Consider the following 21,400-nt stretch of genomic DNA (forward strand, 5'->3'; position numbering starts at 1 on the left):
TCTGTGCAGGGAATGGGGCCGGTCAGGTCAGCGAGGCCAGTTCCGCGGGCATCTCGCCGCGCGGACGCAGGTGGTCGTCGACGAAGGCCGGCGTGATCTCTTCGAGCGTGGCGGGGCTCCAGCGCGGGTTGCGGTCCTTGTCGACCAGCACGGCCCGGATGCCTTCGGCGAAATCCTTGTTCGCGCAGAAGCCCAGCGAGGCCCAGTACTCGAGGCGGAACACCTCGGCCAGCGACATGCGCGGCACGCGCTGCCAGAGCTCGAAGCTCAGCGCGATGGAGCTCGGCGCGCCCTTGGCGAAGGTCTTCGAAGCGGTCTGCAGCCAGGCGTCGTCGCTTTGCACCTCGCGCAGGCGCTTGGCGATGTCGAGCAGGTCGTCGCCGGCCATCAGCGCGTTGATGGTGTCGTAGTGCTCGCGCACCTTCGACGCGGGCATCTCGGCACCCTCGCCCGCCTGGGCCAGGATGCGCGACAGCGTGGCGCGGTCGGCCTTGGCGTCGCCGCCGGCCCACTGCGTGGACGCGATGGCCTCGATCACCGCGCCCTTGCGCTCCTGCGGCACCAGCACGTCGGCCAGGCCGCAGAAGATGGTGTCGTGCGCATTGATGTTGGCGGCCGTGAGCGCCAGGAACAGGCCCGTGCGACCCGGCGTGCGGCGCAGGAACCAGCTGCCGCCCACGTCGGGGTACAGGCCGATGTTGATCTCGGGCATGGCGATGCGGCTTTGCAGCGTCATCACGCGGTGCGAGGCGCCCGCCAGCAGGCCCACGCCGCCGCCCATCACGATGCCGTGGCCCCAGCACAGGAAGGGCTTGGGGAAGGTGTGGATCAGGTGGTCGAGCTCGTACTCTTCGCGGAAGAAGTCTTCGGCGTAGGTGTTGCGTTCGGGGCCGCAGTCGAGCAGCGTCTGGTACAGCTGGCGCAGGTCGCCGCCGGCGCAGAAGGCCTTCTCGCCCGCCGCGTCGAGCAGCACACCGACGATGCCGGCGTCGGCCGCCCACTCGCGCAGCTTGGGCGTGAGCAGGCGCACCATGTCCACGGACAGCGCGTTGAGCGAAGCCGGCGCATTGAGCGTGGCCACGGCAAAACGCTGGCCGCCGGCGGTCTTGATTTCGTTGAAGAGAACTACGTTGTCGGTCATTGTTTTCAGGTCCTGGGTGCGGCGGGGTCAGCGGATGTCGCTGTCGCCTTCCAGCAATTTTCGCGCAACGATGACGCGCATGATTTCGTTGGTGCCTTCGAGGATCTGGTGCACGCGCGTGTCGCGCACCAGGCGCTCGAGCGGGAACTCGCTCAGGTAGCCGTAGCCGCCGTGCAGCTGCAGCGCGTCGTTGCAGACGTTGAAGCCCGCATCGGTCGCGAAGCGCTTGGCCATCGCGCAATAGGTGCTCGCGTCCGCATGGCCCGCGTCGAGCTTGCTGGCGGCCAGCCGCACCATCTGCCGCGCGGCGACCAGCTCGGTCGCCATGTCGGCCAGCTTGAACTGCAGCGCCTGGAAGCTCGCGATCGGCTTGCCGAACTGCTGGCGCTCGTGCAGGTAACGGCGCGCCGCGTCGAGCGCGCCCTGCGCCGCGCCCACCGAGCAGGTCGCGATGTTGATGCGCCCGCCGTCCAGGCCCTTCATGGCGATGCGAAAGCCTTCGCCTTCCTTGCCCAGCAGGTTCTGCGCCGGCACGCGCACGTTGTCGAAGTTGATGGTGCGCGTGGGCTGGCTGTTCCAGCCCATCTTGTGCTCCTTCTTGCCGTAGCTCACGCCCGGGGCGTCGGCCGGCACCGCGAAGGCCGAGATGCCGCTGGCGCCCGCGCCGCCCGTGCGCGCCATGAGCACCAGCACGTCGGTCGAGCCGGCACCCGAGATGAAGGCCTTGCCGCCATTGATGACGTATTCGGCCCCCTGCAGTTCGGCCCGCGTCTTCAGTGACCCCGCGTCGGAGCCCGCGCCGGGCTCGGTCAGGCAGTACGACGCCAGCTTGCGCCCGCTCGTGAGGTCTTCGCCCCACTGCTGCGCCACGGCGTCGGTGGCCCAGGTGCCGAGCATCCACGTCGCCATGTTGTGGATCGTGATGAAGGCCGTGGTCGACGGGTCGACCGCCGCCATTTCCTCGAACACCAGCGCCGAGTCGAGCCGCGGCAGGCCCAGGCCGCCGATGCGCTCGGGCGCGTACAGGCCGCAAAATCCCAGCTCGCCGGCCTTGGCGATGGCTTCGCGCGGAAAGACCGCCTCGGCGTCCCACTGCGCGGCGTGCGGTGCGAACTCGGCCTGCGCGAAATCGCGCGCGGTCTGCGCAAAGGCGTTCTGTTCTTCGGACAGTTCGAAATTCATGGTTGACGACCCTTCCAGAGGTCCAGTTCGGCGGTGCGTTTGCGGGTCGACTTTTCCAGGCACGCGTTGAACACCAGCGGCCAGATCGAGCCGCCTTCGTTCGCCTTCGCGGCCCGCTTGCACCCAGGGTCGCGGCCCTTGAGCCAGGTCCGCTGTTCGGTGCGCAGCGCGACGCGCATCTGCGGCGAGAGCGTCTTCATCACCTCGCCGTAGCGGATGTTGAGCTCGGCGTCGGCCGCGCGGAAATCGCGCAGCGCGCAGTCGTTCATCTGCTGCTGGTTGCCGTTGGGATTGCAGTCGACCGGCTCGTCGGAGCCGGCCGCCTGCGCCCCGCCGGCCAGCAGGGCAAGCGCCGCCGCGGCTGCCCAGGCTGCGACGCGAAGCCCCTGCCTCACTTGAGGCTGATGGTGGTGTTGACGCCCTGGCTCACGGTGCTGTCGTCGAACCAGCGTGCCGTCACGGTCTTGGTCTGCGTGTAGAACATGATGACCTGCTTGCCGTACGGGCCCAGGTCGCCGAGCTTCGAAGCGCGCGAACCGGTGAACGAGAACATCGGGACCGGCACCGGGATCGGCACGTTGATGCCCACCTGGCCCACGTCGATGTCTTCCTGGAAGCGGCGCGCCGCGGCGCCCGACTGCGTGAAGATCGCCGTGCCGTTGCCGTTCGGGTTGCTGTTGATCAGGTCGATGGCCTCGTCGATGGTCTCGGCGTCGGCGATGCACAGCACGGGGCCGAACACTTCCTGTTCGTAGATCGTCATGCCGGGCTTCACGCCGGTGAAGATCGTCGGGCCGACGAAGTTGCCCTTCTCGTAGCCGGGCACAGTGGGCTTGCGGCCGTCGAGCACGAGCTTGGCGCCGTCGGCTTCGCCGCGTTCGATGAGGCTGTTCACGCGGTCGTACGCTGCGCACGAGACCAGCGGGCCCACGTCCACGCCCTTTTCAGTGCCCGCGCCGATCTTCAGCGTCTTGGCCTTCTCGATGAGCTCGGGCACCCAGTTGCGCGCCTCGCCCACCAGCACCGCGACCGACACGGCCATGCAGCGCTGACCGGCTGCACCGAAGCTCGCGCCGGCCAGTGCGTTGAGCGTCTGCTCCTTGTTGGCGTCGGGCATCACGATGGCATGGTTCTTCGCGCCCATCATGCATTGCGCGCGCTTGCCGGCCAGCGTGGCGCGGTTGTAGACGTGCGTGCCGACCTTGGTCGAGCCGACGAAGCTGATCGCCTTGATGTCCTTGTGGTCGCAGATGCCGTTGACGACGGCTTCGCCGCCGTGCACCACGTTCAGCACGCCGGGCGGCACGCCGGCTTCGAGCGCCAGTTCGCACAGGCGCATCGTGACCATCGGGTCCTGCTCGGAAGGCTTCAGCACGAAGGTGTTGCCGGTGACGATGGCCATCGGGAACATCCACAGCGGGATCATGGCCGGGAAGTTGAACGGCGTGATGCCGGCGCACACGCCCAGCGGCTGCAGCAGCGTGTAGGTGTCGACGCCGTTGGCCACGTTGTTGGCCAGCTCGCCCAGTTGCAGGTTGCCGATGTTCGAGGCGTGCTCGACCACTTCGAGGCCGCGGAACACATCGCCCTCGGCGTCCGGCAGCGTCTTGCCCTGCTCGGCCGTGAGGATCGCGGCGAGCTCGCCCATGTTTTCGCGGATGAGCTGCTGCAGCTTCAGGAAGATGCGGGCGCGCGCGCCCAGGGGCGTCTTGCGCCAGGTCTTGAAGGCTTCCTTGGCGGAGGCCACGGCGGCGTCGAGCTCGGCTTGCGTAGCGAAGGGCACGCGGGCCAGCACCTGCTGCGTGGCCGGGTTGACGACGTCGCGCCATTCGGTGGTCTTCGATTCGACGAACTTGCCGCCGATGAGCAGCTTGACGGTGGCGACCTGGGTCGAGGGGGTGGTGGTGGCGTCCATGAGGGTTTGTCTCCTGTGAATACGGTGCCGGTATGGGCCGGTGCAGCCTGCATCCTAGCTTTGCAGATTTGCCATGACAATAGACAAATATGCGTCATCGCTTTGCAAAAATGCAAAGCACCGCACGCCACCCCGCACGAGGCCGCACGCACATGGACTGGGACAACCTGCGCTACTTTCTCGAACTCGCCCGCTCGGGCACGCTGATGAGCGCGGCGCGCCGGCTGGAGGTCGACCACACCACCGTCGCGCGGCGCATCCAGGCGCTCGAAAAGGAGGTGGGCGCACCCCTCTTTTCGCGCGAGGCCGGCGGCCACAGGCTCACCGAAGCGGGCCGTCGACTGCAACCGCAGGTCGAGGCGATGGAAAGCGCCTTCCAGGCCGTGGAGAGCACCGCGCCGGCGTCGCAGGAAGGGCTGTCGGGGCTGGTGCGCATCGGCGCCACCGAGGGCTTCGGCACCGTGGTGCTCGCGCCGCAACTGGCGCTCTTCGCAGTGCAGCATCCGAAGCTCACCATCGACCTGCTCGCGATGCCGCGGCTGGTGCACCTGTCGCGGCGCGAGGCCGACATCGTGATCTCGCTCGAACGGCCGGCGCGCGGGCCGGTGGTGGTCACCAAGCTCACTGACTACACGCTGCGCCTGTACGCATCCAAGCAATACCTGGCCGCGCACAAGCCCATCAAGACGCGCGAAGACCTGCGCGGCCACACCTTCATCAGCTACGTGGACGACCTGCTGTTCAGCAAGGAGCTGCAGTACCTGGACGAACTGCACCGCCCCGACAGCTTTGCGCTGCGCAGCACCAGCGTGCTGGCGCAGCACCGGGCGGTGGCGGCGGGCGCGGGGATTGCGGTGCTGCCGGCGTTCATCGCGCAGGACGACCGCGCGCTCAAGCCGGTGCTGCCGGACGCGGCGAACTTCACGCGGACCTTCTGGATGTCGATGCCGGCGGAAACGAAGCACCTGGCGCGCATGCAGACGGTGTGGGAATTTCTGCGCGCGACGGCCACGGCGCAACAGCAGGTGCTGTTGCCTGACGGCGCGGCGAACACGAAGTGACCGGTTCGCGATTGAAGAAGCAACCGTCAAGGAGTTCTTGACGGTTCAAGTTCGCACTCTCAGGAAAACAGGCGCTTCAGGAACCCAGGCTTGGCCGCCGCCGCCTTTTCGAGCAACTCGATCAGGCCGTCCACGCGCGGCTTCTTGAGCCGACGCGCGTAGTCGAGGTAGCTCTCTTCCTCGTCCATGCGATAGAACTGCGGCGGCATCGGCAGTTGGCCTGGCAGCGCCGCCAGCAGCACGCGCAGCGCGTCCAGCTGATTCATGCGGATGGCGCTCATGATCGCGGTCTCGCCGAGCGAGGGAATGATCTCGTTGGGCTGCGCGAGCCCGCCGGCGAGCAGGGGCTGGATCGCCGCCGCATCGCCTGCGACCGCTGCCGCGCCCAGCGCCTCGAGCGCCGCCAGTTTCTCGGGCGAGAGACTGGCCACATAGGCGTCGCTGCGCTTGTCGTCCTCGTCGCGCGCGTCGCCGCCCTGCATGACCATGAAGTCGGTCACGAGCGCCACGGGCTCGCCCGCCGCGTCGAGCGCCCAGAAGCTCGGGTAGCTGCCGTCACCCCAACCCGCGCTGAAGATCAGCACGTTGCTCGCGCTGCCCGCGCCCAGCGGGTAGTGGTCGGCGATGTCGGCCGAAGCCAGGTCGGCGCCGAGCACGTCGTCGTAGTAGCTGACGTACTCGGGGTTGGTGGCGGACTCGCGCGCCTCGCGCTCGGCCATGGCCTTGGCGCCGTCGGCGTCCATGAAGCAACCGACGCCGGCATCGACCGGGTAGCCGTAGAACTCGTCGCTGCCGAGCTCGTCCTGCGATTGCCCTTCGAGCAGCGCCGCCTCCCAGTGCAACTCGCTCGCCTGCAGACTGCCTCGCTCACGCAGCCACAGCACGGCCAGCGCATGGCGGCCGCCGCCTTGCAGCACCTCCACGGGGAATGCGCCGCGCCCGCTCACGCTGCGAACAAAAGGCTCGCGCTCGGGCTGCACCAGTGGATCGCAGGCCACGATGCGGCCGCTCGTGATGTTCAGGGCCCCGCAAGGCTGGCGCTGCAGATGCCGAGCACGCAGCGCCTCGTTGTCAAGAAAAATGCTCTGGAGGTTGTCGATGTCTAGATAGGCCATGCGCCCAGTTTCTCATCCCCCGGCAGCGGCAGGCCACACCGGCGGATGGCTGCCCGGCGGCATCGAAGGGCGCGGCCAGGCGGCCGGCGTGCGCGACAGCTGCGCGCTGTGGCGCACCGCCGCCAGCTCGCCGAAGCCCGAGGCCGAGGTCTCGACGTACGGTGCGACATCAGCCCGCGCGATCGACAGCCCGCCCTCCACGCGCCCCAGCCCGCGCAGCCACTGCCCCGTCTGCGCCAACGACACCTGCACATGCCAGCTGCCGCCCTCTTGCTGCTGGCGCCACAGTGCCGCGGCGGCGCCCAGGGCGATCAGGTAGCCGCTGGCTTCGTCGAGGATCTGCATCGGCATCGGGCGCGGCTTGCCGTCGCCCGCGGCCTCGCCTTCCGCATGGTTGAAGCCCATGGCGGTCTGCACCAGCGAATCGAAGCCGCGCCGATCGGCCCACGGCCCCTGCGTGCCGTAGGCCGTGAGCGAGACGCAGACGATGCCCGGCCGCTCGCGCGCCAGCGCCTCGGGGCCGAAGCCCAGCGCCGCGATGCCGCCAGGGCGGTAGCCCTGCACGAAGACATGCGCGTCGGCCACGAGGCCGCGCAGCACGGCGCGACCTTCGTCCGTGCACAGGTCCACGTGCGTCGAGAGCTTGCCGCGGCTGGTGTCGGCGATGGATTCGATGTTCGGCAGGTTCGGTGAATTGACCAGCATCACGTCGGCGCCATAGGCCGCCAGCGCCCGGCCGCCGACCGGCCCCGCGAGGATGCGTGTGAGGTCGAGCACGCGCAGGCCTTCGAGCGGACGCTGCTCGCCGCGCAAGGGCGGCAGCGCGCGCGGCGGTGCATCGCCGATGCGCTCGATGGTGAAGAGCGGCTGCGCCGCCACCGCCTGCCCCTGCGGCGTCGCGTCCCATTCGTCGAAGCGGCGCAGCGCGGTCGCCGCCAGGCCTTGCACGGCGGCGGCCGATTCGAAATCGATCGCGCGCCAGCCGGCCATCGCGGCCTCGGCCTCGGCGCGCGTGGCGCTGGCCGGGTCCAGCTTCATGAGGCGCAGCGCACCTTCGCGGTGGTGTTTGAAGTTGGCGTGGATACGCACCCAGCCGTCGGCGCAGCGGTACATGCCGGAGAAGGTGTCCCACAGCTCGGGCACGCGGCCGTCGAGGCTGAACCAGCCCGTGCAGTCGAGCGCGGCATGCAGCGTGTCGACCGCGACCTCTTGCCGCGCCACGCCGCGCCGGTGCCCCAGCTCGCAGGCCGCGAGCGCGGCGGCGGCGATGCTGGCCTGCGCCGCGAGGCCGACCGCGAAGGACGACGGCAGCACCGGGTCGGCGCCCGTGAGCCGCGCGAAAGCCAGCGCCTCGGCGGGCAACCCCGCCAGTTGCCAGAGACCGGCCAGGACTTCTTCACTCGTTGCCATGCGTCAAACCTTCAGGGGAAAGAGGAAATGAAAAAGGCAGGGTCCGCTTGCGCGGCCCTGCCCTTGTTGCTGTCGTTGCGTTCGCGACCTTGTGCCGATGGCTTACTGGATCAGCTTCGCACCGGTCTTGGCCTGCAGCGCGTCGAAGCTCACGCCCGGCGCCAGCTCGATCACCTTGAGGCCTTCGGGCACGACGTCCATCACGGCCAGGTCGGTGATGATGCGGTCGACCACGCCCACGCCGGTCAGCGGCAGCGAGCACTGCTCGAGGATCTTCAGGTCTTCGGTGCCGTCCTTCTTCTTGGCGACGTGTTCCATCAGCACGATCACGCGCTTCACGCCGGCCACGAGGTCCATGGCGCCGCCCATGCCCTTGACCATCTTGCCGGGGATCATCCAGTTGGCGAGGTCGCCCTTGGCGCTGACCTGCATCGCGCCCAGGATCGACAGGTTGATCTTGCCGCCGCGGATCATCGCGAAGCTGTCATGGCTGCCGAAGATGGCGCTGCCGGGCAGCGTGGTGACGGTCTGCTTGCCGGCGTTGATGAGGTCGGCGTCGACGTTGTCTTCGGTCGGGAACGGGCCGATGCCGAGCATGCCGTTTTCGCTTTGCAGCCAGACTTCCTTGGTGCCGGTGTGGTTGGCCACCAGGGTCGGAATGCCGATGCCGAGGTTGACGTAGAAGCCGTCTTCGAGTTCTTGGGCGGCACGGGCCGCCATCTGGTCTTGGGTCCAGGGCATCTCAGGCTCCTTCTTTCTTGTTGACGGCCTTCACGGCCGATTCGCTGCCGGCGGCGGCGGCCTGGGCGATGGCGGTCTGGGCCTCGACCTTGGCGGCGGCGGCATCGACCGAGGCGCTCACGGTGCGCTTCTCGATGCGCTTTTCGGGCGTGGCGTTGAGCACCAGGCGGTGCACGTAGATGCCCGGCAGGTGGATGTCGTCGGGGGCCAGCTCGCCCACTTCGACGATCTTCTCGACCTCGACGATGCAGACCTTGCCGGCCATGGCGGCGGCGGGGTTGAAGTTGCGTGCCGTGAGACGGAAGCGCAGGTTGCCGGCCTTGTCGGCCACGTCGGCCTTGACCAGCGCCACGTCGGGCACCAGCGAATGCTCCATGACGTAGGTCTCGCCGCCGAACTCGCGCAGCTCCTTGCCTTCGGCCACTTGCGTGCCCACGCCGGTCTTCGTGAAGAAGGCCGGAATGCCCGCGCCGCCGGCGCGCAGCTTCTCGGCCAGCGTGCCCTGGGGCGTGAATTCGAGGGCGAGTTCACCGGCCAGGTACTGGCGCTCGAACTCCTTGTTCTCGCCCACGTACGACGCGATCATCTTCTTGATCTGGCGCGTCTCGAGCAGCTTGCCGAGGCCGAAGCCGTCGACGCCCGCGTTGTTCGAGATGACGGTGAGGTTCTGCACGCCGGAATCCTTCAGCGCGTCGATCAGCGCTTCGGGAATGCCGCACAGGCCGAAGCCGCCGACCGCGAGCGTCTGCCCGTCGGCCACGACCCCCTTGAGTGCCGCGTCTGCGGAGGGATAAATCTTGTTCACTCGGGCTCCTTGATGGGTGGTGGAGAGTGGGTGGGAAAGGCTTCAACGATACTACCTACTCGTATACGTAGTATTTCGTAATGGTGACCCCCGATGCCCGAGATCGATTACCGGCTGGCTTTTGAACATGCACCCGTCGGCATGGTGGTCTCGAGCAACCGCACCATCGTCGCCTGCAACCAGCGTGTGTGCGAAATTTTCGGCGCGGAGCCCTCTGCCTTGGTCGGGCATTCGTTCAGCATCCTGTACCCCAGCGTGGCTGAGTTCGAGCGCATCGGCAAGCGCATGGAGCCCTTTTTGAACGCCAGCGGCCACTATGCCGACAACCGCATGATGAAGCGGCTGGGCGGGCTGCACGGGGCTCTGGCGGGTGAGACCTTCTGGTGCCACGTCACCGGGCACGCGATGAACCGCGCGGCGCCGCACGAGGCCGGCATCTGGACCTTCGAGGACCTGGGTTCGCGCCGCGCGGTGAAGGCGGAGCTCACGCCGCGGGAGCGGGAGGTGGCGGCGCAAGTCATGCGCGGGCTGACCTCGAAGGAGATCGGGAAGGCGCTGGGCATCAGCCATCGCACGGTGGAGCTGCATCGGGCGCGGTTGATGCGCAAGTACGCGGCTGCGACGACTGCGGAGCTGGTGCAGAAGTTGATTGCGGGGTGATTCCTTTCAGGGCGCGTGCACAGGCCACCGGGTACTTCCCTCCGCGAATGTCCCCCGGGCTTCGCCCTCCTCCTTGATTTCGCTGCGGGAAGCACCCAGTGTCCTGCGCCCGCTCGGCGCTGTCGTCGTGCGAGGCGATCAGCTTGCGTCGCGCGAGAGCACCATCTCCATGCGGACCAGATCCCGCAGCGGGATGCCGTTCTGCTTCGTCGCCTTGCCCCAACGGCGCACGAAGTAGTCGACGTCGACCCCGACGATCCGAAAGCCGAAGCGTTGGTAGAAGGCCAGCTCGCGCAGGCTGCTGTTGCCCGTGCCGACTTCGAGCCGGTGCGCGCCGCGCTGCCTGGCAAGAGCTTTCGCCTTCTTCAGCATCGCGGTGCCGATGCCCTGGCCCTTGTGGGCTTCGGCCACGGCGATGTTCATGATTTCCCAGGTGTCGACGCGCGTGGCCATGAGCACCATCTGGCCGACGACCTCGCCCGCCTGTTCGGCCAGCCATTGCTCGCCGCGCAGCAGGTACTTTTCGATCTCGGGGCGCGGGCCGTCCGCGTCGAACAGGAGCGGCCAGGGCACAGCATCCGTCGGGGTGGCCCTGCGCATCGTCAAACCCTTCATGTGTGTGTTTCGTTCTTTCCGTTGCATGACCCCATTCTGAGTTCTGGGCAGAAGTTCCCTGCCAGAGGCCCCGGATCGTTGCGAAAACGGAAACGCCGTGTCGACAAAACCCATGCGCCATCGCCGGTTGAGAGGCCTATCGTGGAACCCACGCGAACACACCGTTCGCCCCACACAGGAGCAGACACCATGTCCACACCCCTTCATTCGGAAAAGAACCTCCTTCAGCAAACCAGGCTGTCCGTGGCCCAGGCCCGCGCGCTGGCCGGGCACCAGGTGCCCGTGGCGCTCGGTCTCGCGGCGGTGATCCTGTCGGTGCTGGGCGTCAAGCCCTGAGCCTGGCCGGGGGCGTTCACTCCGGCTTGATGTCGGCGCCCTTGATCACCTTCGACCAGGCCGCGAGTTCCTGGTCGACAAACTTGCCCAGCGTCGCGGGGTCCATGTAGGTCGCGAAGGCGCCCTGCTCGTCCACCTTCTTGCGGAAGGCCTCGCTCTCGACGATCTTCCTGATCTCGGCGCTGAGCTTGTTCACCACCTCGGGCGGCGTCTTCGCCGGAGCAAACACCGCGAACCACGACTCGACCTCGTAGCCCGGCAACCCGGCCTCGGCCGAGGTCGGCACGTTCGGCATCGACGCGTGCCGCTTGCTGCCGGTGTACGCCAGCGGCTTGATGCGGCCGCCCGCGAAGTGGCCGATGACCGAGGGCGGCGTGGTGATGAAGATGTCGACATTGCCCGCCACCAGGTCGTTGATGGCCGGCCCCGAGCCCTTGTAGGGCACGTGCGTGGCCGGCTGCTTCGTCTGGCGCGACAGCAGCTCGCCGGCGATGTGCTGGATCGAGCCGTTGCCCGACGAGGCGTAGAACAAACCGCCCTCCTTCTTCCTGCCGTACTCGATGAGCTCCTTCATCGAGGTCACCGGCAGCTTGCCGCTCACCGCGACCACGTGCGGCGCGCGCATCACCATCGCCACCGGCACGAAGTCCTTGCTCGGGCTCCAGCGCAGGTTCGGGTACAGCGACGGGTTGCCGACGTGGTAGCCCGAGTACTGCAGCAGCAGCGTGTAGCCGTCGGGCGCGGCGCGGGCCACGAACTCGGTGCCGATGTTGCCGCTGGCGCCCGGCTTGTTGTCGACCACGACCGGCTGGCCCAGCGCGCGCTGCAGCGGGTCGGCGACCAGCCGCGCCATGATGTCGGTGGAGCCCGCGGGCGCCGTCGGCACCACGAAGGTCAGGGGTTTCGAAGGCCAGGTGTCGGCGTGCGAGGCGGCAGCGGCCAGCGCGAGGCCGACCGCCAGCAGGCGGTGAGCGGGTTTCATGGGTTTGTCTCCGGTGGTTTTTTTGGGGGGCTGTCTTCAGGCTGCGCGCGTCAGGGCGCCAGCTCCGAAATCTCGATGAGATTCAGGTCAGGGTCGCGCACATAGACCGAGCGGATGCGCGACGTGGCGCCCGTGCGCATCACAGGGCCCTCGAGGATCGGCACGCCCTGCGCTTGCAGCCGCGCGACGACTTCTTCGAGCGGCACGCTGGCGATGAAGCACAGGTCGAGCGAACCGGGCGTGGGCAGTTCGGCCTTGGGCTCGAACTCGTGGCCCTTCACATGCAGGTTGATCTTCTGGTGGCCGAAACGAAAGGCCTTGCGGCCGGCGCCGAAGGTTTCCAGCGTCATGCCCAGCGCCTCGACGTAGAAGCGCACGCAGGCTTCTTCGTTGGCGGTCGTGAGCACCAGGTGATCCAGGTGGTCGATCATGCGTTCTCCTTCTTGATGGGGCGCGCCTTTGCGCGTTCGACGATGGCGTTGAAATCGGCCGGCGGCGCATGCCGCGTCAGCCGGTGGCCGGCGCGCGAGACCTGACTCGACAATTCGTGCTGCACTAGCGATTCGAGTTCAGCCGCAGCGCCGATCAGGCCTTCGAGGTCCATGCCGGTGTCGTAGCCCATGCACTGCAGCATGTGGACCACGTCCTCGGTCGCGACGTTGCCCGTCGCGCCCGGCGCATAGGGACAGCCGCCGATGCCGCCGAGCGACATGTCGAGCCGGCGGATGCCCGCCTCGACCGCGGCGATGGTGTTCGCCAGGCCCATGCCGCGCGTGTTGTGGAAGTGCGCCGTCCATTCCAATGCCGGGTGCCGCGCACGCACGGCCTCGCACACGGTTTGCACCTGCGTGGGATAGGCCATGCCGGTGGTGTCGCACAGCGTGAGGCCCTGCACGCCCAGCGCTGCAAAGCGGTCGGTCCAGCCGAGCACCGTGGCCAGCGGCACCTCGCCTTCCATCGGGCAGCCGAACACGCACGAGAGCGACACGTTCACCGGCACCCTCGCCTGCTTCGCCAGTGCGATCACCTCGGCCAGTTGCGCGAACGACTGCTCGCGCGTCATCCGCAGGTTGCTGAGGTTGTGCGTCTCGCTGGCCGACATGACGATGTTGAACTCGTCGATGCGGCTTTCGAGCGCGCGCTCGGCGCCGCGCACGTTGGGCACGAGCGCGGTGTAGACCACGCCGGGCCGACGCGCGATGCGCTGCATCACTTCTTCGCCGTCGCGCAGCGCGGGAATGGCCTGGGCCGAAGTGAACGAGGTGACCTCGATCTTGGCGTAGCCGAGCGTGCCGAGCCGGTCGATCAGCGCGACCTTGTCGTCGGTGGGAATGAAGCGGCTTTCCATCTGGAAGCCGTCGCGCGTGGCCACCTCGTTGATGAACAGCCGCGTGCCGTTGCCGGTTTTCATACGGCCTCGCTTTCCACGCCACGCACCGGCCAGCCCGCGCCCTGCAGGTCCGCCGTGTGTTCGCCCAGACGCGGCGCCGCATGCGCGATGCGCCCCGGCGTGGCGCTGAGCTTGGGCACCACGCCCGGCACCTTGAGCAGTGCGCCGTCGGAGCCGCGCGCCTGCACGATCATCTCGCGCGCCAGGTACTGCGGATCGGTCGCGATGTCGGCCACCGTGTAGATGCGCCCGACCGGCACGCCCGCCGCGTCGAGCACGGCCAGCACCTCGTCGCGGCTGCGCTGCAGGGTCCACGCTTCGATGGCGGCGTCGATCTCTTCCACGCGCAGCACGCGGCCGTCGTTGTGCACGAGGCCGGGGTCGTTCTCCAGGTCCGCGCGGTCGATGGCGCGCATCAGGCGACGGAAGATGCTGTCACCGTTGCCCGCCACCAGCACGTAGTGGCCGTCGCTGCAGCGGTAGGCGTTGGTCGGCGCAATGCCGGGCAATGCGCTGCCGGCCCGCTCGCGCACGGCACCGAAGGCGTCGTACTCGGGCAGCAGGCTTTCCATCACGTTGAAGACCGATTCGTACAGCGCCACGTCGATGAACTGGCCCTCGCCGCCGTGGGCCGTGCGGTGGTGCAGCGCCGTGAGCACGCCGATCACGCCATGCAGCGCCGCCAGCGTGTCGCCCAGCGAGACGCCCACGCGCACCGGCACCCGGCCCGGCTCGCCGCTGAGGTAGCGCAGCCCGCCCATCGATTCGCCGAGCACGCCGAAGCCCGGCTTGTCGCGGTAGGGGCCGGTCTGCCCGTAGCCCGAGATGCGCAGCATGATGAGCCGCGGGTTCAGCGCATGCAGCTGCTCCCAACCCAGGCCCCAGCCTTCGAGCGTGCCGGGCTTGAAGTTCTCGATCAGCACGTCGGCTTCGAGCGCCAGGGCGCGCACGGCCTCCTGCCCTTCGGCGCTGCGCAAGTCTAGGCACACCGAGCGCTTGTTGCGCGACTGCACCTCCCACCACACCGAGGTGCCATCGCGCAGCAGCCGCCACTTGCGCAGCGGATCGCCGACGCCGGCGGGCTCGACCTTGATCACGTCGGCGCCGAACTCGGCGAGCGTCTTGCCGGCGAACGGGCCGGCGATGAGCTGGCCAAGCTCCAGCACCTTCAGGCCTTCGAGTGCGTTCATCTTTCTCTGTCTCCAGGTGGGTTGCCCCGACTCTAGGAACAGATGGCGATGAACGGAATTGCTCGGATGGCAGCAGGCCTTCGCGAAACGCGAAGACCCTGCGGTGCGCCCTACTTTTTCTTCAGCGTGGACGCAGGCCTGGCAACCACCGGTGGCTCGGCTGGTGTCTTGACCCAGCCGCGCAGCATCACGCCCAGGCAGATGCCGGCCGCGAAGATGAGCCAGTACACCCACGAAGGCAGGTTCTCCACACCGCTGTGCAGGTTCATGCCGAAGGCCGCGCCGATGGCCATGAGCGGAAAGGTCAGCGCGGCGATGGTGTTGAGCTTGTGCTGCGCACGGCTCATCTCGAGGGCCGAGTGCGCCTGCGCCTCGGCGGCGCGTGCGAGCCGGTAGTCGAGCGACATGCGCGTGTCGGCCAGCAGCAGCTCGAAGCCGCGTGCGATTTCCACCGCGAGGTCGCGCTGGTCGATGAGCATCAGGTCGCCCTTCACCGCATCGCGCGCGGCCTGCAGGGTGTCCTGCATGTTCCGCGCGGCGCGGGTGAGCGGGATCAGCGGGCCGAGGATCTGGAACAGGTCTTCCGAGGTCTCGGCGGCCTGGTGGCGGATCTCGAAGGTGCTGAACGCCGCGCGGTAGCTTTCGAGCAGCTTGGCGAGCGCGCGCGCGCCGGGGTTGTTGCCCTTGTGCAGCCACGTGCCGTCGGGCTTGCGCAGGAACACCACGGGCTTGCGCTCGGCGCCGGTGCCCGAGGGCGGCTCGTGCAGGATCACCATCAGGTGCTCCTGCTCATGGATGATGCGCTGCGCGCCGTAGGTGCTGCCTCCCAGCCGCTGCTGCATGGCAGCGGGCAGTTCCCAGTCGTAGTCGATTCGTCTTGGCATCAGGGGGCCTGCAGTTCTTTCCACAAGGTGTCGAATTCGTCCGCGAAGCGGCGCACCAGCGGCGGGTCGTTGCTCAGCACCAGGTTCTCCTCGTTGTACTCGCAGGCGCTGCGGGTCCAGTTGTAGCTGCCGTTGAGCAGCCGCGCGCCGTCGAAGATCGCGAACTTGTGGTGCATGTGGGCCTCCGTGCGGTCCACCGCCACCGGAATGCCGGCCGCGCGCAGCTGGCCGACGTCGCTGCCGCGGTCGTATTCCTTGTCGTTGTCGGTGATGAAGCGCACCGTCACGCCGCGCCGGTGCGCCGCCAGCACCTCGGCGGTGATGCGGTCGTCCGAGAGCGTGAACACGCACAGGTCGACCGCGCGCTTCGCCGTTCGCAGTTGCTGATTGATCGCCTGCAGGCAGGCCGTGCCGGGGCTGAAGTAGGCCTGCGATCGCACCGTGACGCTGTCGGGTGAACGGCCGGTGTCGATCGCGCGCACCACGCCTTCGAGCCACTTGAGCAGCGACAGCTGCTCGGGGTCGGCGGTGCGCGAACGCACGAGGTCGAAGGCGCGGTTGCGCAGCTGGCGCAGGCCGTCTTCGGGGGGCGAGGCCTCGCGCAGAGTGTGGACCAGCACGCGGCGCTCGTCGTCGCTCAGGCGCGTGTCGGCCAGGGTGGCGTCGAGTTGGGCCAGCAGTTCGGGCAATGCGGACATCAGTGATCCTTGTCGGCTTTGGGCGGAGATGGTGGCGGTGGCACGCGCTTGGGCGCGGCCCGCGTGGCCTGCACCTCGGCCGCGAGGCGCTCCATGTCCTGCTTGATCGAGCGGTCGAGTTCGAGCCGGCGCTCGGTGGCGGTCACCAGCGGCAGGATCAGCTCGCGGTAGGTCACGGCGATCTGCAGCATGGCATCGGCCAGGCGCTGGCTCTCGTTCGGCCCCTCGGCGACAGGCTTGGGCTCGGGCTTGAGTGCATCGACCGCGCGCGCCACGTCGAGCATGCTGCTCGCGATGCGCTGGCTGCCGTCCACGTCCGCGCCGCCGAGCTTGCGCTGACGCACGAACTCGTCGCAGATGGCGGTCCAGCGTGCGCTCTCCTCGGCCGTGGGGCTGCCGAGCAGTTGCGCCAGGCGCAGCAGGTTTTCTTCCGCGCCGGTGGTCAGCGTCTGGGCTTCGCCGCGGTAGTGGTCGCGCAGCAATGCGTCGAGTTCGTCGTCGCGCATCAGCGGCGTGATCTTGCCCGCGAGCTTGGTCATGTTGCGGTAGCTGCCCTGCAACTTGAACGGCGGCGCGGTGCGGTAGTTCTCCTGCTGCGCAGCCGAGGCGATGTAGGCCAGGTTGACCTTCAGCAACAGGTCGCGCGCCCGGAACAACCGCTGCAGCAGCGCCTTGATCTCTTCCAGCTCCACCGAGCTGTACGCGTGCGACAGCGCGCTGCTCGGCACGTCGTGGCCCTGCGCCATCTTCACCAGCAGCTGCACGTCCTTCGGGTCCCGCGAGGCCAGCGGCATCAGCGTGGGGTTGGAAGTCAGGCTGTTCTCGATGTACGAGAGTGCGAACGCCGCCTCGCGGCCCGAGAGCACGTCACCCAGGTTGTAGATGTCGGCGCGGTTGGCCAGCATGTCCGGGATCTTGAACACGTCGCCCGACTCGGTGTAGGGGTTACCCGCCATCACGATCGCGAAGCGCTTGCCGCGCATGTCGTAGCTGCGCGGCTCGCCGTTCCACACGCCCTCGATGCGGCGCGTGCCGTCGGCCAGCGCGATGAACTTCTGCAAGAACTCGGGGCTGGTGTGCTGGATGTCGTCCAGGTACAGCATCACGTTGCTGCCCATGGCCAGGCCCAGGTTGAGCTTTTCCAGCTCCTGCCGCGCCGCGCTGTTGGGCGCGTTCGCCGGGTCGATGGCCGTCACGCCGTGGCCCAGCGCCGGGCAATTGATGCGCACGAAGATGAGGCCGAGGCGGTCGGCCACGTACTCCATGAGCGTGGTCTTGCCGTAGCCGGGCGGCGAGATCAGCAGCAACAGGCCCATGCGGTCGGTGCGGCTGCCCTCGCCCGCCGAGCCGATCTGCTTGGCGAGGTTATCGCCGATGATGGGCAGGTACAGCTCGTCGATCAGCTGGTTGCGCACGAAGGTCGACAGCGGCTTGGCCTGGAACTGGCTCAGCTTGAGCCGCGCCTTCTCGCGCTCGAGCAACTCGTGGCGCAGGCTGTGCAGCGCCTCGTAGCCCGGCACGGCGTGCATCGTGTGGAACAGGAAGCGGCGCCAGAAGTCGTTGAGGTTCAGCGTCAGGCGCCCCTCGACCACGCGCGGGTGCTCGCCGCGCAGGCCTTCGACGGTGCGGTCGAGCGCCGCGTTGACGCGGGTGCGCTGCAACGGCATCGCCAGCACGCTGGCCGCGTCGTCGGTCCAGTCGACCGATTGCGGCGCCTGGTGCGTCGCGTAGGCGCCCACCCAGTCGCGCGCCAGGCGCCAGCGCTCGGCCGGCGGTGCGGCGTCGAGGTCGTGCTGCCACGCATCGCGCCGGCCGCCGCGCTCCAGCTCGCGCAGCAACGCCGCCGCGAGGTCCTCGCCCGCGCCCGACACGGCCCAGGTCTCGCCGCCATGCGGACCGGCGAGTTCGCGCACGAGGTATGCGGCGGCCTGGTCGCACAGGGTGGTCACGCGGCCGTCATGCGCGTCGCGTGTTTCGTCGTTTGCGGCGTCGGCCACAGGCAGCAGGTCGGGCACCACGTCGCGGGCGAAATGATTCAAGGCACGCGCGATATCGGCTTCGAGCTGCTCCAGCGCGTCTCGCCGGCCGAACAGCGCCAGCATCTGCATCGCGGCACGCGCGCGGCGCAACATCGATTCGCGGTGCGCGATCAGGTGGCCGTGCTGCCAGTAGAGCAAGGCCAGCGCGCGTTCGGTCGGGCCCCAGGCGAGCAGGCCCGCCTGGTCCTGCATGCCGACGAGCGCGCCCAGCAGGCGCATCGCGTCGTCGTCGTGAATGCCCTTCTGGTAGCCCTCCTGGTAGCGCGCCGCAGCGAAGCGGCGAACCATGTCGAGCAGCTGCGGATGCAGCGGGTCTTCGGCCAGCAGCGTGAGCACCTCGGCCCACGTGCGCTCGGCCTTGCCGTCGAGCAGCGCCTCCAGCAGCCGGCCGGCGAGGTATTCGGCGCGCGACAGCTCGGGCGTCTCGGACACCAGCGACTGGTTCCAGTAGCGCTGCAGCGGCAGCAGCCGGGGTTCGTCGACCGGGCTCTGGTAGTCGGTGCCCGTGACCTGGTAGGCCATGCCTTCGTCGCGGGCCACGAGCGTCAGGTCGACCGGCTGGCGGTGCACGGTGAAGGCGTGGCGGCCCAGGCGCAGCGTGTCGCCGCCCTCGCTCACCAGCTCGCGCTTGTCGCGGATGGAGCGCAGCGCCTGGTCGCGCGCGGTCTTCAGGCGCGTGTCGAGTTCGTCGGCCGGCACCGCGGCGCCCAGCGTGCGCAGGTCGGCGATCAGCGTGTGCAGCTTGCCGATCATCGGGTCGGCCGCGAAGTAGCTGTGCACCTGCGTCAGGTCGCCGAACTGCGCGATGCGGCGCGGAATGCCGTCGAGGATGCGCCCTGCCGCGTCGACCACGCCCTGCGCACGGCGCTGGCGGGCGTCGACCAGGCTCTGGCGGCGCGCGGACAGCGCTTCGTACACGGTCTCGCGCTTCTCGGCGATGTCGGCCAGGAAATCTTCCTGCTCGGCGAAGCGGCCTTCGATCTCTTCGAGCTGGGCCAAGAGGCGCGTGAGCGCGTCGTCGCATTTCTCGGGCGTGTCGGCGAATTCCAGCGCGTTCTCGACCGCCTGGCTGAAGAGCTTGAACTGCGCGCCGAATTCGGCACGCGCCTCGGTCGCGCCCAGCGACTTGCGCCGCGCGCGCGCATCGGCGCGCATGCGGTTGATGTCGGCGTAGATCAGCGAGATGCGGTCGAGGATCGACGTGCGGATCACCGCATCTCCGCCCGGCAGGCTGCCCAGCTGCTCGGTCAGCAGGTCGAGCCCGGCGGCCTGCTCGTCGAGCGTGGCGAGCATCTGTCCAAGCGCGGGCGAGGTGGCGAGGTTGGGCAGTTCGAGCGCGAGCTTGTCCAGCGCCTGGCGCTGGCCGTGGAAGGCCGTGTCGGCCGCCAGGAACTGCATCGCGCGCTCGCCGATGCGCTGCTGCTCGACTTCGAGCGCGGCGTCCATCGCGGCGATGCGCGGCAGGTCGGCATAGCGCAGCTCCTTGAGCATCTGCAGCGCGCCGCGCCGCTCGCGCAGCCGGCCCAGCGCCTTCACGAAATCGTCGGGCGCGCGCCAGAGGGTGCTGGCAATGTCGACCAGCAGCGCATGCTGCTCGTCTTCCGCGCGGGCCAACGCACGCGCGGTTTCGCGGCGGATGGTGTCGACCTTTTCGAACTCGGCCAGCGTGCTGCGCGCCACCTCGGCGATGCTGCGCAGCTCGCCCATGAGGCCGGTGGCCTCGGGCGCGTCGAGCCAGAAGTAGGCGTCGCTCACGCGGGTGCACTGGCGGATCAGGTCTTCATAGGCGGCGCGCGTGGGCGCCTGCTCGCGCACCGCGCGGGCGATGCCCATGAGGTCGCTCACCCCGCGCACCAGTTCGGCGTTGCCGATCTTGCCGAAGAAGCCGGTGGCGGGCGGCTGCGCGCTCACGTGCTCTTCGCTGGCGAAGGGCGTCTGCCACAGCTGCATCGGGTGCACGCGCGTGGGCTCGACGTCGTCGCCGTTGAACACCAGCATGCGGCCGTCGGCAAAGCGCGCGTAGCCGTTGGCGATGATCGGCGTGGCGAGCTTCTTGTCGATCAGGTTGTAGTTGAACAGCGCATAGCGCCCGGGCTTCGGGTCGTAGAACACATAGGCCACGTCTTCGCCGTTGGGCGAGCGCAGCATGCGCTTGAAGCGCAGGTTCTCCACCACCTCGGCCGGCAGGTCGAATCGCTTGTACTCCCCCGACTGCAGGTAGTAGCCGCCCGGGAAAATGATGCCGTGGTCTTCGGGCAGCTGCACGCAGGAACCGCCGATGGCGTCAATGCGCTCGACCTGCTGCGTGCGGATGTTGAACACCAGGTAGCGCGTGACCTGCTCGCGGTAGGGCTTCACGCGCAGCAGGATCAGCATGCCCAGCTTGGCCCAGGCGATCTCCGCGTCGGTGAGCGACTGGCTCTTGTCCTCCACCGGCTCGCTGTAGATGCCCAGCCCGGTCTCGGTGTTGTTCTCGATCTTGACCGTGAGGTCGCCGCCCAGTGTCTCGACGAACACGGTGTCGAGCACGTTCACGTGCGGATGCTTGCCGCCCACGTGGTCTTCGCGCGTGGCCACGGTCCACTCGAAATCGTGGCTGGCGGGCAAGGCGATGTCGCGCTCGCCGCGGTTGTCGATGTAGTTGATGTTGCCGTTGCGCTCGATGGCCCAGCGGAACACGCGCACGTCGTGCAGCTGCTGGCCGATCTGGAACGAGGCGAGCAGCTTGTCCTGCGTGACGCGCAGCTGCAGCAGCGTGGCCTGCTTGTAGTAGGCGTAGAGCTCGCGGAAGTCGGAGGCGAAGCGCGCGTCTTCCAGGAAGGTGCCGGCCAGCGGCACGGGCTGCAGCTCGTCGTTCTCGGTGGCGGCTTCGCCCGGCGATGCGAGCCGGTACAGGCCGAACACGTCGCCCACGGCCGTTTCCTTGCGCAGGCCGATGAAGACGTTGTAGCCGAACAGCAGCAGGTCGCCGATGCGCACGATGTCGCGCGCCACGGCGTTGTTCTCGGTGCGCGCGCGGGTGCGCAGAATCAGCGCCTGGTCGGAGCGGCCGAACTCGGCCAACCGCTGCTCGTTGAGCGCCTGCGTCTTCTTCAGCAGGCCCTCGCCCTGGGTTTCGAGCCGCTTCTTCAGCAGGTCGTAGCTGCCGCTGCCGGAGACCAGTGCTTCGGTGGGGTCGATGGGGGCCTGGGCGCTGGGCGGCGCTGCGGTGTCGTCAGTGGGTTGCATGGATCGGC

Annotated in this window: 19 protein-coding genes; 3 read left to right on the forward strand and 16 right to left on the reverse strand. The window is 68.5% G+C overall.

Translation table 11 applies throughout. The features are described 5' to 3' along the window. Positions 1-22: 22 nt before the first annotated feature. From AC3WQR_RS11015 to AC3WQR_RS11030, 4 genes are read right to left on the reverse strand one after another with little or no spacing between them, the layout of a single operon-like run. Positions 23-1,141 carry an enoyl-CoA hydratase/isomerase family protein gene (locus AC3WQR_RS11015; protein ID WP_492742049.1) on the reverse strand — a complete coding sequence of 373 codons (1,119 nt, stop codon included), beginning with the start codon at positions 1,139-1,141 and terminating at the stop codon, positions 23-25. Positions 1,142-1,168: 27 nt separating this feature from the next. Beyond that, complete coding sequence (locus AC3WQR_RS11020) at positions 1,169-2,323, reverse strand: acyl-CoA dehydrogenase family protein (protein ID WP_062476448.1); 1,155 nt, start codon at positions 2,321-2,323, stop codon at positions 1,169-1,171. Beyond that, on the reverse strand, positions 2,320-2,718 hold the full coding sequence (locus AC3WQR_RS11025; protein ID WP_070059333.1) for a lysozyme inhibitor LprI family protein: 399 nt from the start codon (positions 2,716-2,718) through the stop codon (positions 2,320-2,322). The genes AC3WQR_RS11020 and AC3WQR_RS11025 overlap by 4 nt, the downstream gene beginning before the upstream one ends. Next, positions 2,715-4,238 (reverse strand): CoA-acylating methylmalonate-semialdehyde dehydrogenase, encoded by a 1,524-nt coding sequence (locus AC3WQR_RS11030; protein WP_070059334.1) that lies wholly within the window; start codon positions 4,236-4,238, stop codon positions 2,715-2,717. The genes AC3WQR_RS11025 and AC3WQR_RS11030 overlap by 4 nt, the downstream gene beginning before the upstream one ends. 152 nt (positions 4,239-4,390) lie before the next feature. On the opposite strand from AC3WQR_RS11030, the gene AC3WQR_RS11035 reads away from it, so the two are divergent. Continuing rightward, complete coding sequence (locus AC3WQR_RS11035) at positions 4,391-5,299, forward strand: LysR family transcriptional regulator (RefSeq protein ID WP_492742050.1); 909 nt, start codon at positions 4,391-4,393, stop codon at positions 5,297-5,299. Between the two features lie 59 nt (positions 5,300-5,358). Here the strand turns inward: AC3WQR_RS11035 and AC3WQR_RS11040 are convergent, their stop codons facing one another. The 4 genes from AC3WQR_RS11040 to AC3WQR_RS11055 all read right to left on the reverse strand — a co-directional run bounded on the left by AC3WQR_RS11040 (position 5,359) and on the right by AC3WQR_RS11055 (position 9,370). Further along, entirely contained in the window at positions 5,359-6,414 is a 1,056-nt protein-coding gene (locus tag AC3WQR_RS11040) for a DUF4241 domain-containing protein (RefSeq protein WP_492742051.1), read from the reverse strand. A 12-nt stretch (positions 6,415-6,426) separates the two neighbouring features. Beyond that, complete coding sequence (locus tag AC3WQR_RS11045; protein WP_492742052.1) at positions 6,427-7,824, reverse strand: CoA transferase; 1,398 nt, start codon at positions 7,822-7,824, stop codon at positions 6,427-6,429. 102 nt (positions 7,825-7,926) lie between these two features. Beyond that, the gene (locus AC3WQR_RS11050) at positions 7,927-8,565 is read right to left on the reverse strand and encodes a 3-oxoacid CoA-transferase subunit B (protein WP_056573812.1); all 639 of its coding nucleotides are present in this window, start codon (positions 8,563-8,565) and stop codon (positions 7,927-7,929) included. A gap of 1 nt (position 8,566) precedes the next feature. After that, a complete protein-coding gene (locus AC3WQR_RS11055; protein ID WP_062476435.1) occupies positions 8,567-9,370 on the reverse strand; it encodes a CoA transferase subunit A in 804 nt (267 codons plus the stop codon). Between the two features lie 93 nt (positions 9,371-9,463). Between AC3WQR_RS11055 and AC3WQR_RS11060 the strand changes: the two genes are divergently transcribed. Continuing rightward, positions 9,464-10,030 carry a LuxR C-terminal-related transcriptional regulator gene (locus AC3WQR_RS11060; RefSeq protein WP_062476432.1) on the forward strand — a complete coding sequence of 189 codons (567 nt, stop codon included), beginning with the start codon at positions 9,464-9,466 and terminating at the stop codon, positions 10,028-10,030. Between the two features lie 138 nt (positions 10,031-10,168). Here the strand turns inward: AC3WQR_RS11060 and AC3WQR_RS11065 are convergent, their stop codons facing one another. Then, positions 10,169-10,630, reverse strand: coding sequence for a GNAT family N-acetyltransferase (locus tag AC3WQR_RS11065; RefSeq protein WP_492742053.1), 462 nt, complete (start codon positions 10,628-10,630; stop codon positions 10,169-10,171). 204 nt (positions 10,631-10,834) lie between these two features. On the opposite strand from AC3WQR_RS11065, the gene AC3WQR_RS11070 reads away from it, so the two are divergent. Beyond that, positions 10,835-10,981: a hypothetical protein gene (locus AC3WQR_RS11070; RefSeq protein ID WP_167395007.1), complete on the forward strand. Its 147-nt coding sequence runs from the start codon at positions 10,835-10,837 to the stop codon at positions 10,979-10,981. Positions 10,982-10,997: 16 nt separating this feature from the next. Here AC3WQR_RS11070 and AC3WQR_RS11075 read toward each other — a convergent pair whose 3' ends face one another. The 7 genes from AC3WQR_RS11075 to AC3WQR_RS11105 all read right to left on the reverse strand — a co-directional run bounded on the left by AC3WQR_RS11075 (position 10,998) and on the right by AC3WQR_RS11105 (position 21,392). Then, the gene (locus tag AC3WQR_RS11075; RefSeq protein WP_492742054.1) at positions 10,998-11,963 is read right to left on the reverse strand and encodes a Bug family tripartite tricarboxylate transporter substrate binding protein; all 966 of its coding nucleotides are present in this window, start codon (positions 11,961-11,963) and stop codon (positions 10,998-11,000) included. Positions 11,964-12,013: 50 nt separating this feature from the next. Beyond that, positions 12,014-12,394, reverse strand: a complete 381-nt coding sequence (locus AC3WQR_RS11080) for a VOC family protein (protein WP_492742055.1) — start codon at positions 12,392-12,394, stop codon at positions 12,014-12,016. Next, positions 12,391-13,374, reverse strand: a complete 984-nt coding sequence (locus tag AC3WQR_RS11085) for a hydroxymethylglutaryl-CoA lyase (protein WP_492742056.1) — start codon at positions 13,372-13,374, stop codon at positions 12,391-12,393. The genes AC3WQR_RS11080 and AC3WQR_RS11085 overlap by 4 nt, the downstream gene beginning before the upstream one ends. Next, the gene (locus tag AC3WQR_RS11090; protein ID WP_369632378.1) at positions 13,371-14,543 is read right to left on the reverse strand and encodes a CaiB/BaiF CoA transferase family protein; all 1,173 of its coding nucleotides are present in this window, start codon (positions 14,541-14,543) and stop codon (positions 13,371-13,373) included. Before AC3WQR_RS11090 ends, AC3WQR_RS11085 begins: the two co-directional genes overlap by 4 nt. A gap of 110 nt (positions 14,544-14,653) precedes the next feature. After that, entirely contained in the window at positions 14,654-15,427 is a 774-nt protein-coding gene (locus AC3WQR_RS11095; protein WP_492742057.1) for a hypothetical protein, read from the reverse strand. Further along, positions 15,427-16,125 (reverse strand): phospholipase D-like domain-containing protein, encoded by a 699-nt coding sequence (locus AC3WQR_RS11100; protein WP_070059346.1) that lies wholly within the window; start codon positions 16,123-16,125, stop codon positions 15,427-15,429. The genes AC3WQR_RS11095 and AC3WQR_RS11100 overlap by 1 nt, the downstream gene beginning before the upstream one ends. Continuing rightward, entirely contained in the window at positions 16,125-21,392 is a 5,268-nt protein-coding gene (locus tag AC3WQR_RS11105) for a DNA repair ATPase (protein ID WP_492742058.1), read from the reverse strand. The genes AC3WQR_RS11100 and AC3WQR_RS11105 overlap by 1 nt, the downstream gene beginning before the upstream one ends. Between the last annotated feature and the right edge of the window lie 8 nt (positions 21,393-21,400).

This window comes from Variovorax sp. FW305-3-2-15-B-LB1 (genome assembly GCF_058787635.1).

Excerpts from the sequence above, each read along its gene's own strand:
- AC3WQR_RS11015 (WP_492742049.1), bottom strand. The coding sequence starts at position 1,141 with ATGACCGACAACGTAGTTCTCTTCAACGAAATCAAGACCGCCGGCGGC.
- AC3WQR_RS11020 (WP_062476448.1), bottom strand. The coding sequence starts at position 2,323 with ATGAATTTCGAACTGTCCGAAGAACAGAACGCCTTTGCGCAGACCGCG.
- AC3WQR_RS11030 (WP_070059334.1), bottom strand. The coding sequence starts at position 4,238 with ATGGACGCCACCACCACCCCCTCGACCCAGGTCGCCACCGTCAAGCTG.
- AC3WQR_RS11035 (WP_492742050.1), top strand. The coding sequence starts at position 4,391 with ATGGACTGGGACAACCTGCGCTACTTTCTCGAACTCGCCCGCTCGGGC.
- AC3WQR_RS11040 (WP_492742051.1), bottom strand. The coding sequence starts at position 6,414 with ATGGCCTATCTAGACATCGACAACCTCCAGAGCATTTTTCTTGACAAC.
- AC3WQR_RS11045 (WP_492742052.1), bottom strand. The coding sequence starts at position 7,824 with ATGGCAACGAGTGAAGAAGTCCTGGCCGGTCTCTGGCAACTGGCGGGG.
- AC3WQR_RS11050 (WP_056573812.1), bottom strand. The coding sequence starts at position 8,565 with ATGCCCTGGACCCAAGACCAGATGGCGGCCCGTGCCGCCCAAGAACTC.
- AC3WQR_RS11060 (WP_062476432.1), top strand. The coding sequence starts at position 9,464 with ATGCCCGAGATCGATTACCGGCTGGCTTTTGAACATGCACCCGTCGGC.
- AC3WQR_RS11065 (WP_492742053.1), bottom strand. The coding sequence starts at position 10,630 with ATGCGCAGGGCCACCCCGACGGATGCTGTGCCCTGGCCGCTCCTGTTC.
- AC3WQR_RS11070 (WP_167395007.1), top strand. The coding sequence starts at position 10,835 with ATGTCCACACCCCTTCATTCGGAAAAGAACCTCCTTCAGCAAACCAGG.
- AC3WQR_RS11075 (WP_492742054.1), bottom strand. The coding sequence starts at position 11,963 with ATGAAACCCGCTCACCGCCTGCTGGCGGTCGGCCTCGCGCTGGCCGCT.
- AC3WQR_RS11080 (WP_492742055.1), bottom strand. The coding sequence starts at position 12,394 with ATGATCGACCACCTGGATCACCTGGTGCTCACGACCGCCAACGAAGAA.
- AC3WQR_RS11085 (WP_492742056.1), bottom strand. The coding sequence starts at position 13,374 with ATGAAAACCGGCAACGGCACGCGGCTGTTCATCAACGAGGTGGCCACG.
- AC3WQR_RS11090 (WP_369632378.1), bottom strand. The coding sequence starts at position 14,543 with ATGAACGCACTCGAAGGCCTGAAGGTGCTGGAGCTTGGCCAGCTCATC.
- AC3WQR_RS11095 (WP_492742057.1), bottom strand. The coding sequence starts at position 15,427 with ATGCCAAGACGAATCGACTACGACTGGGAACTGCCCGCTGCCATGCAG.
- AC3WQR_RS11100 (WP_070059346.1), bottom strand. The coding sequence starts at position 16,125 with ATGTCCGCATTGCCCGAACTGCTGGCCCAACTCGACGCCACCCTGGCC.
- AC3WQR_RS11105 (WP_492742058.1), bottom strand. The coding sequence starts at position 21,392 with ATGCAACCCACTGACGACACCGCAGCGCCGCCCAGCGCCCAGGCCCCC.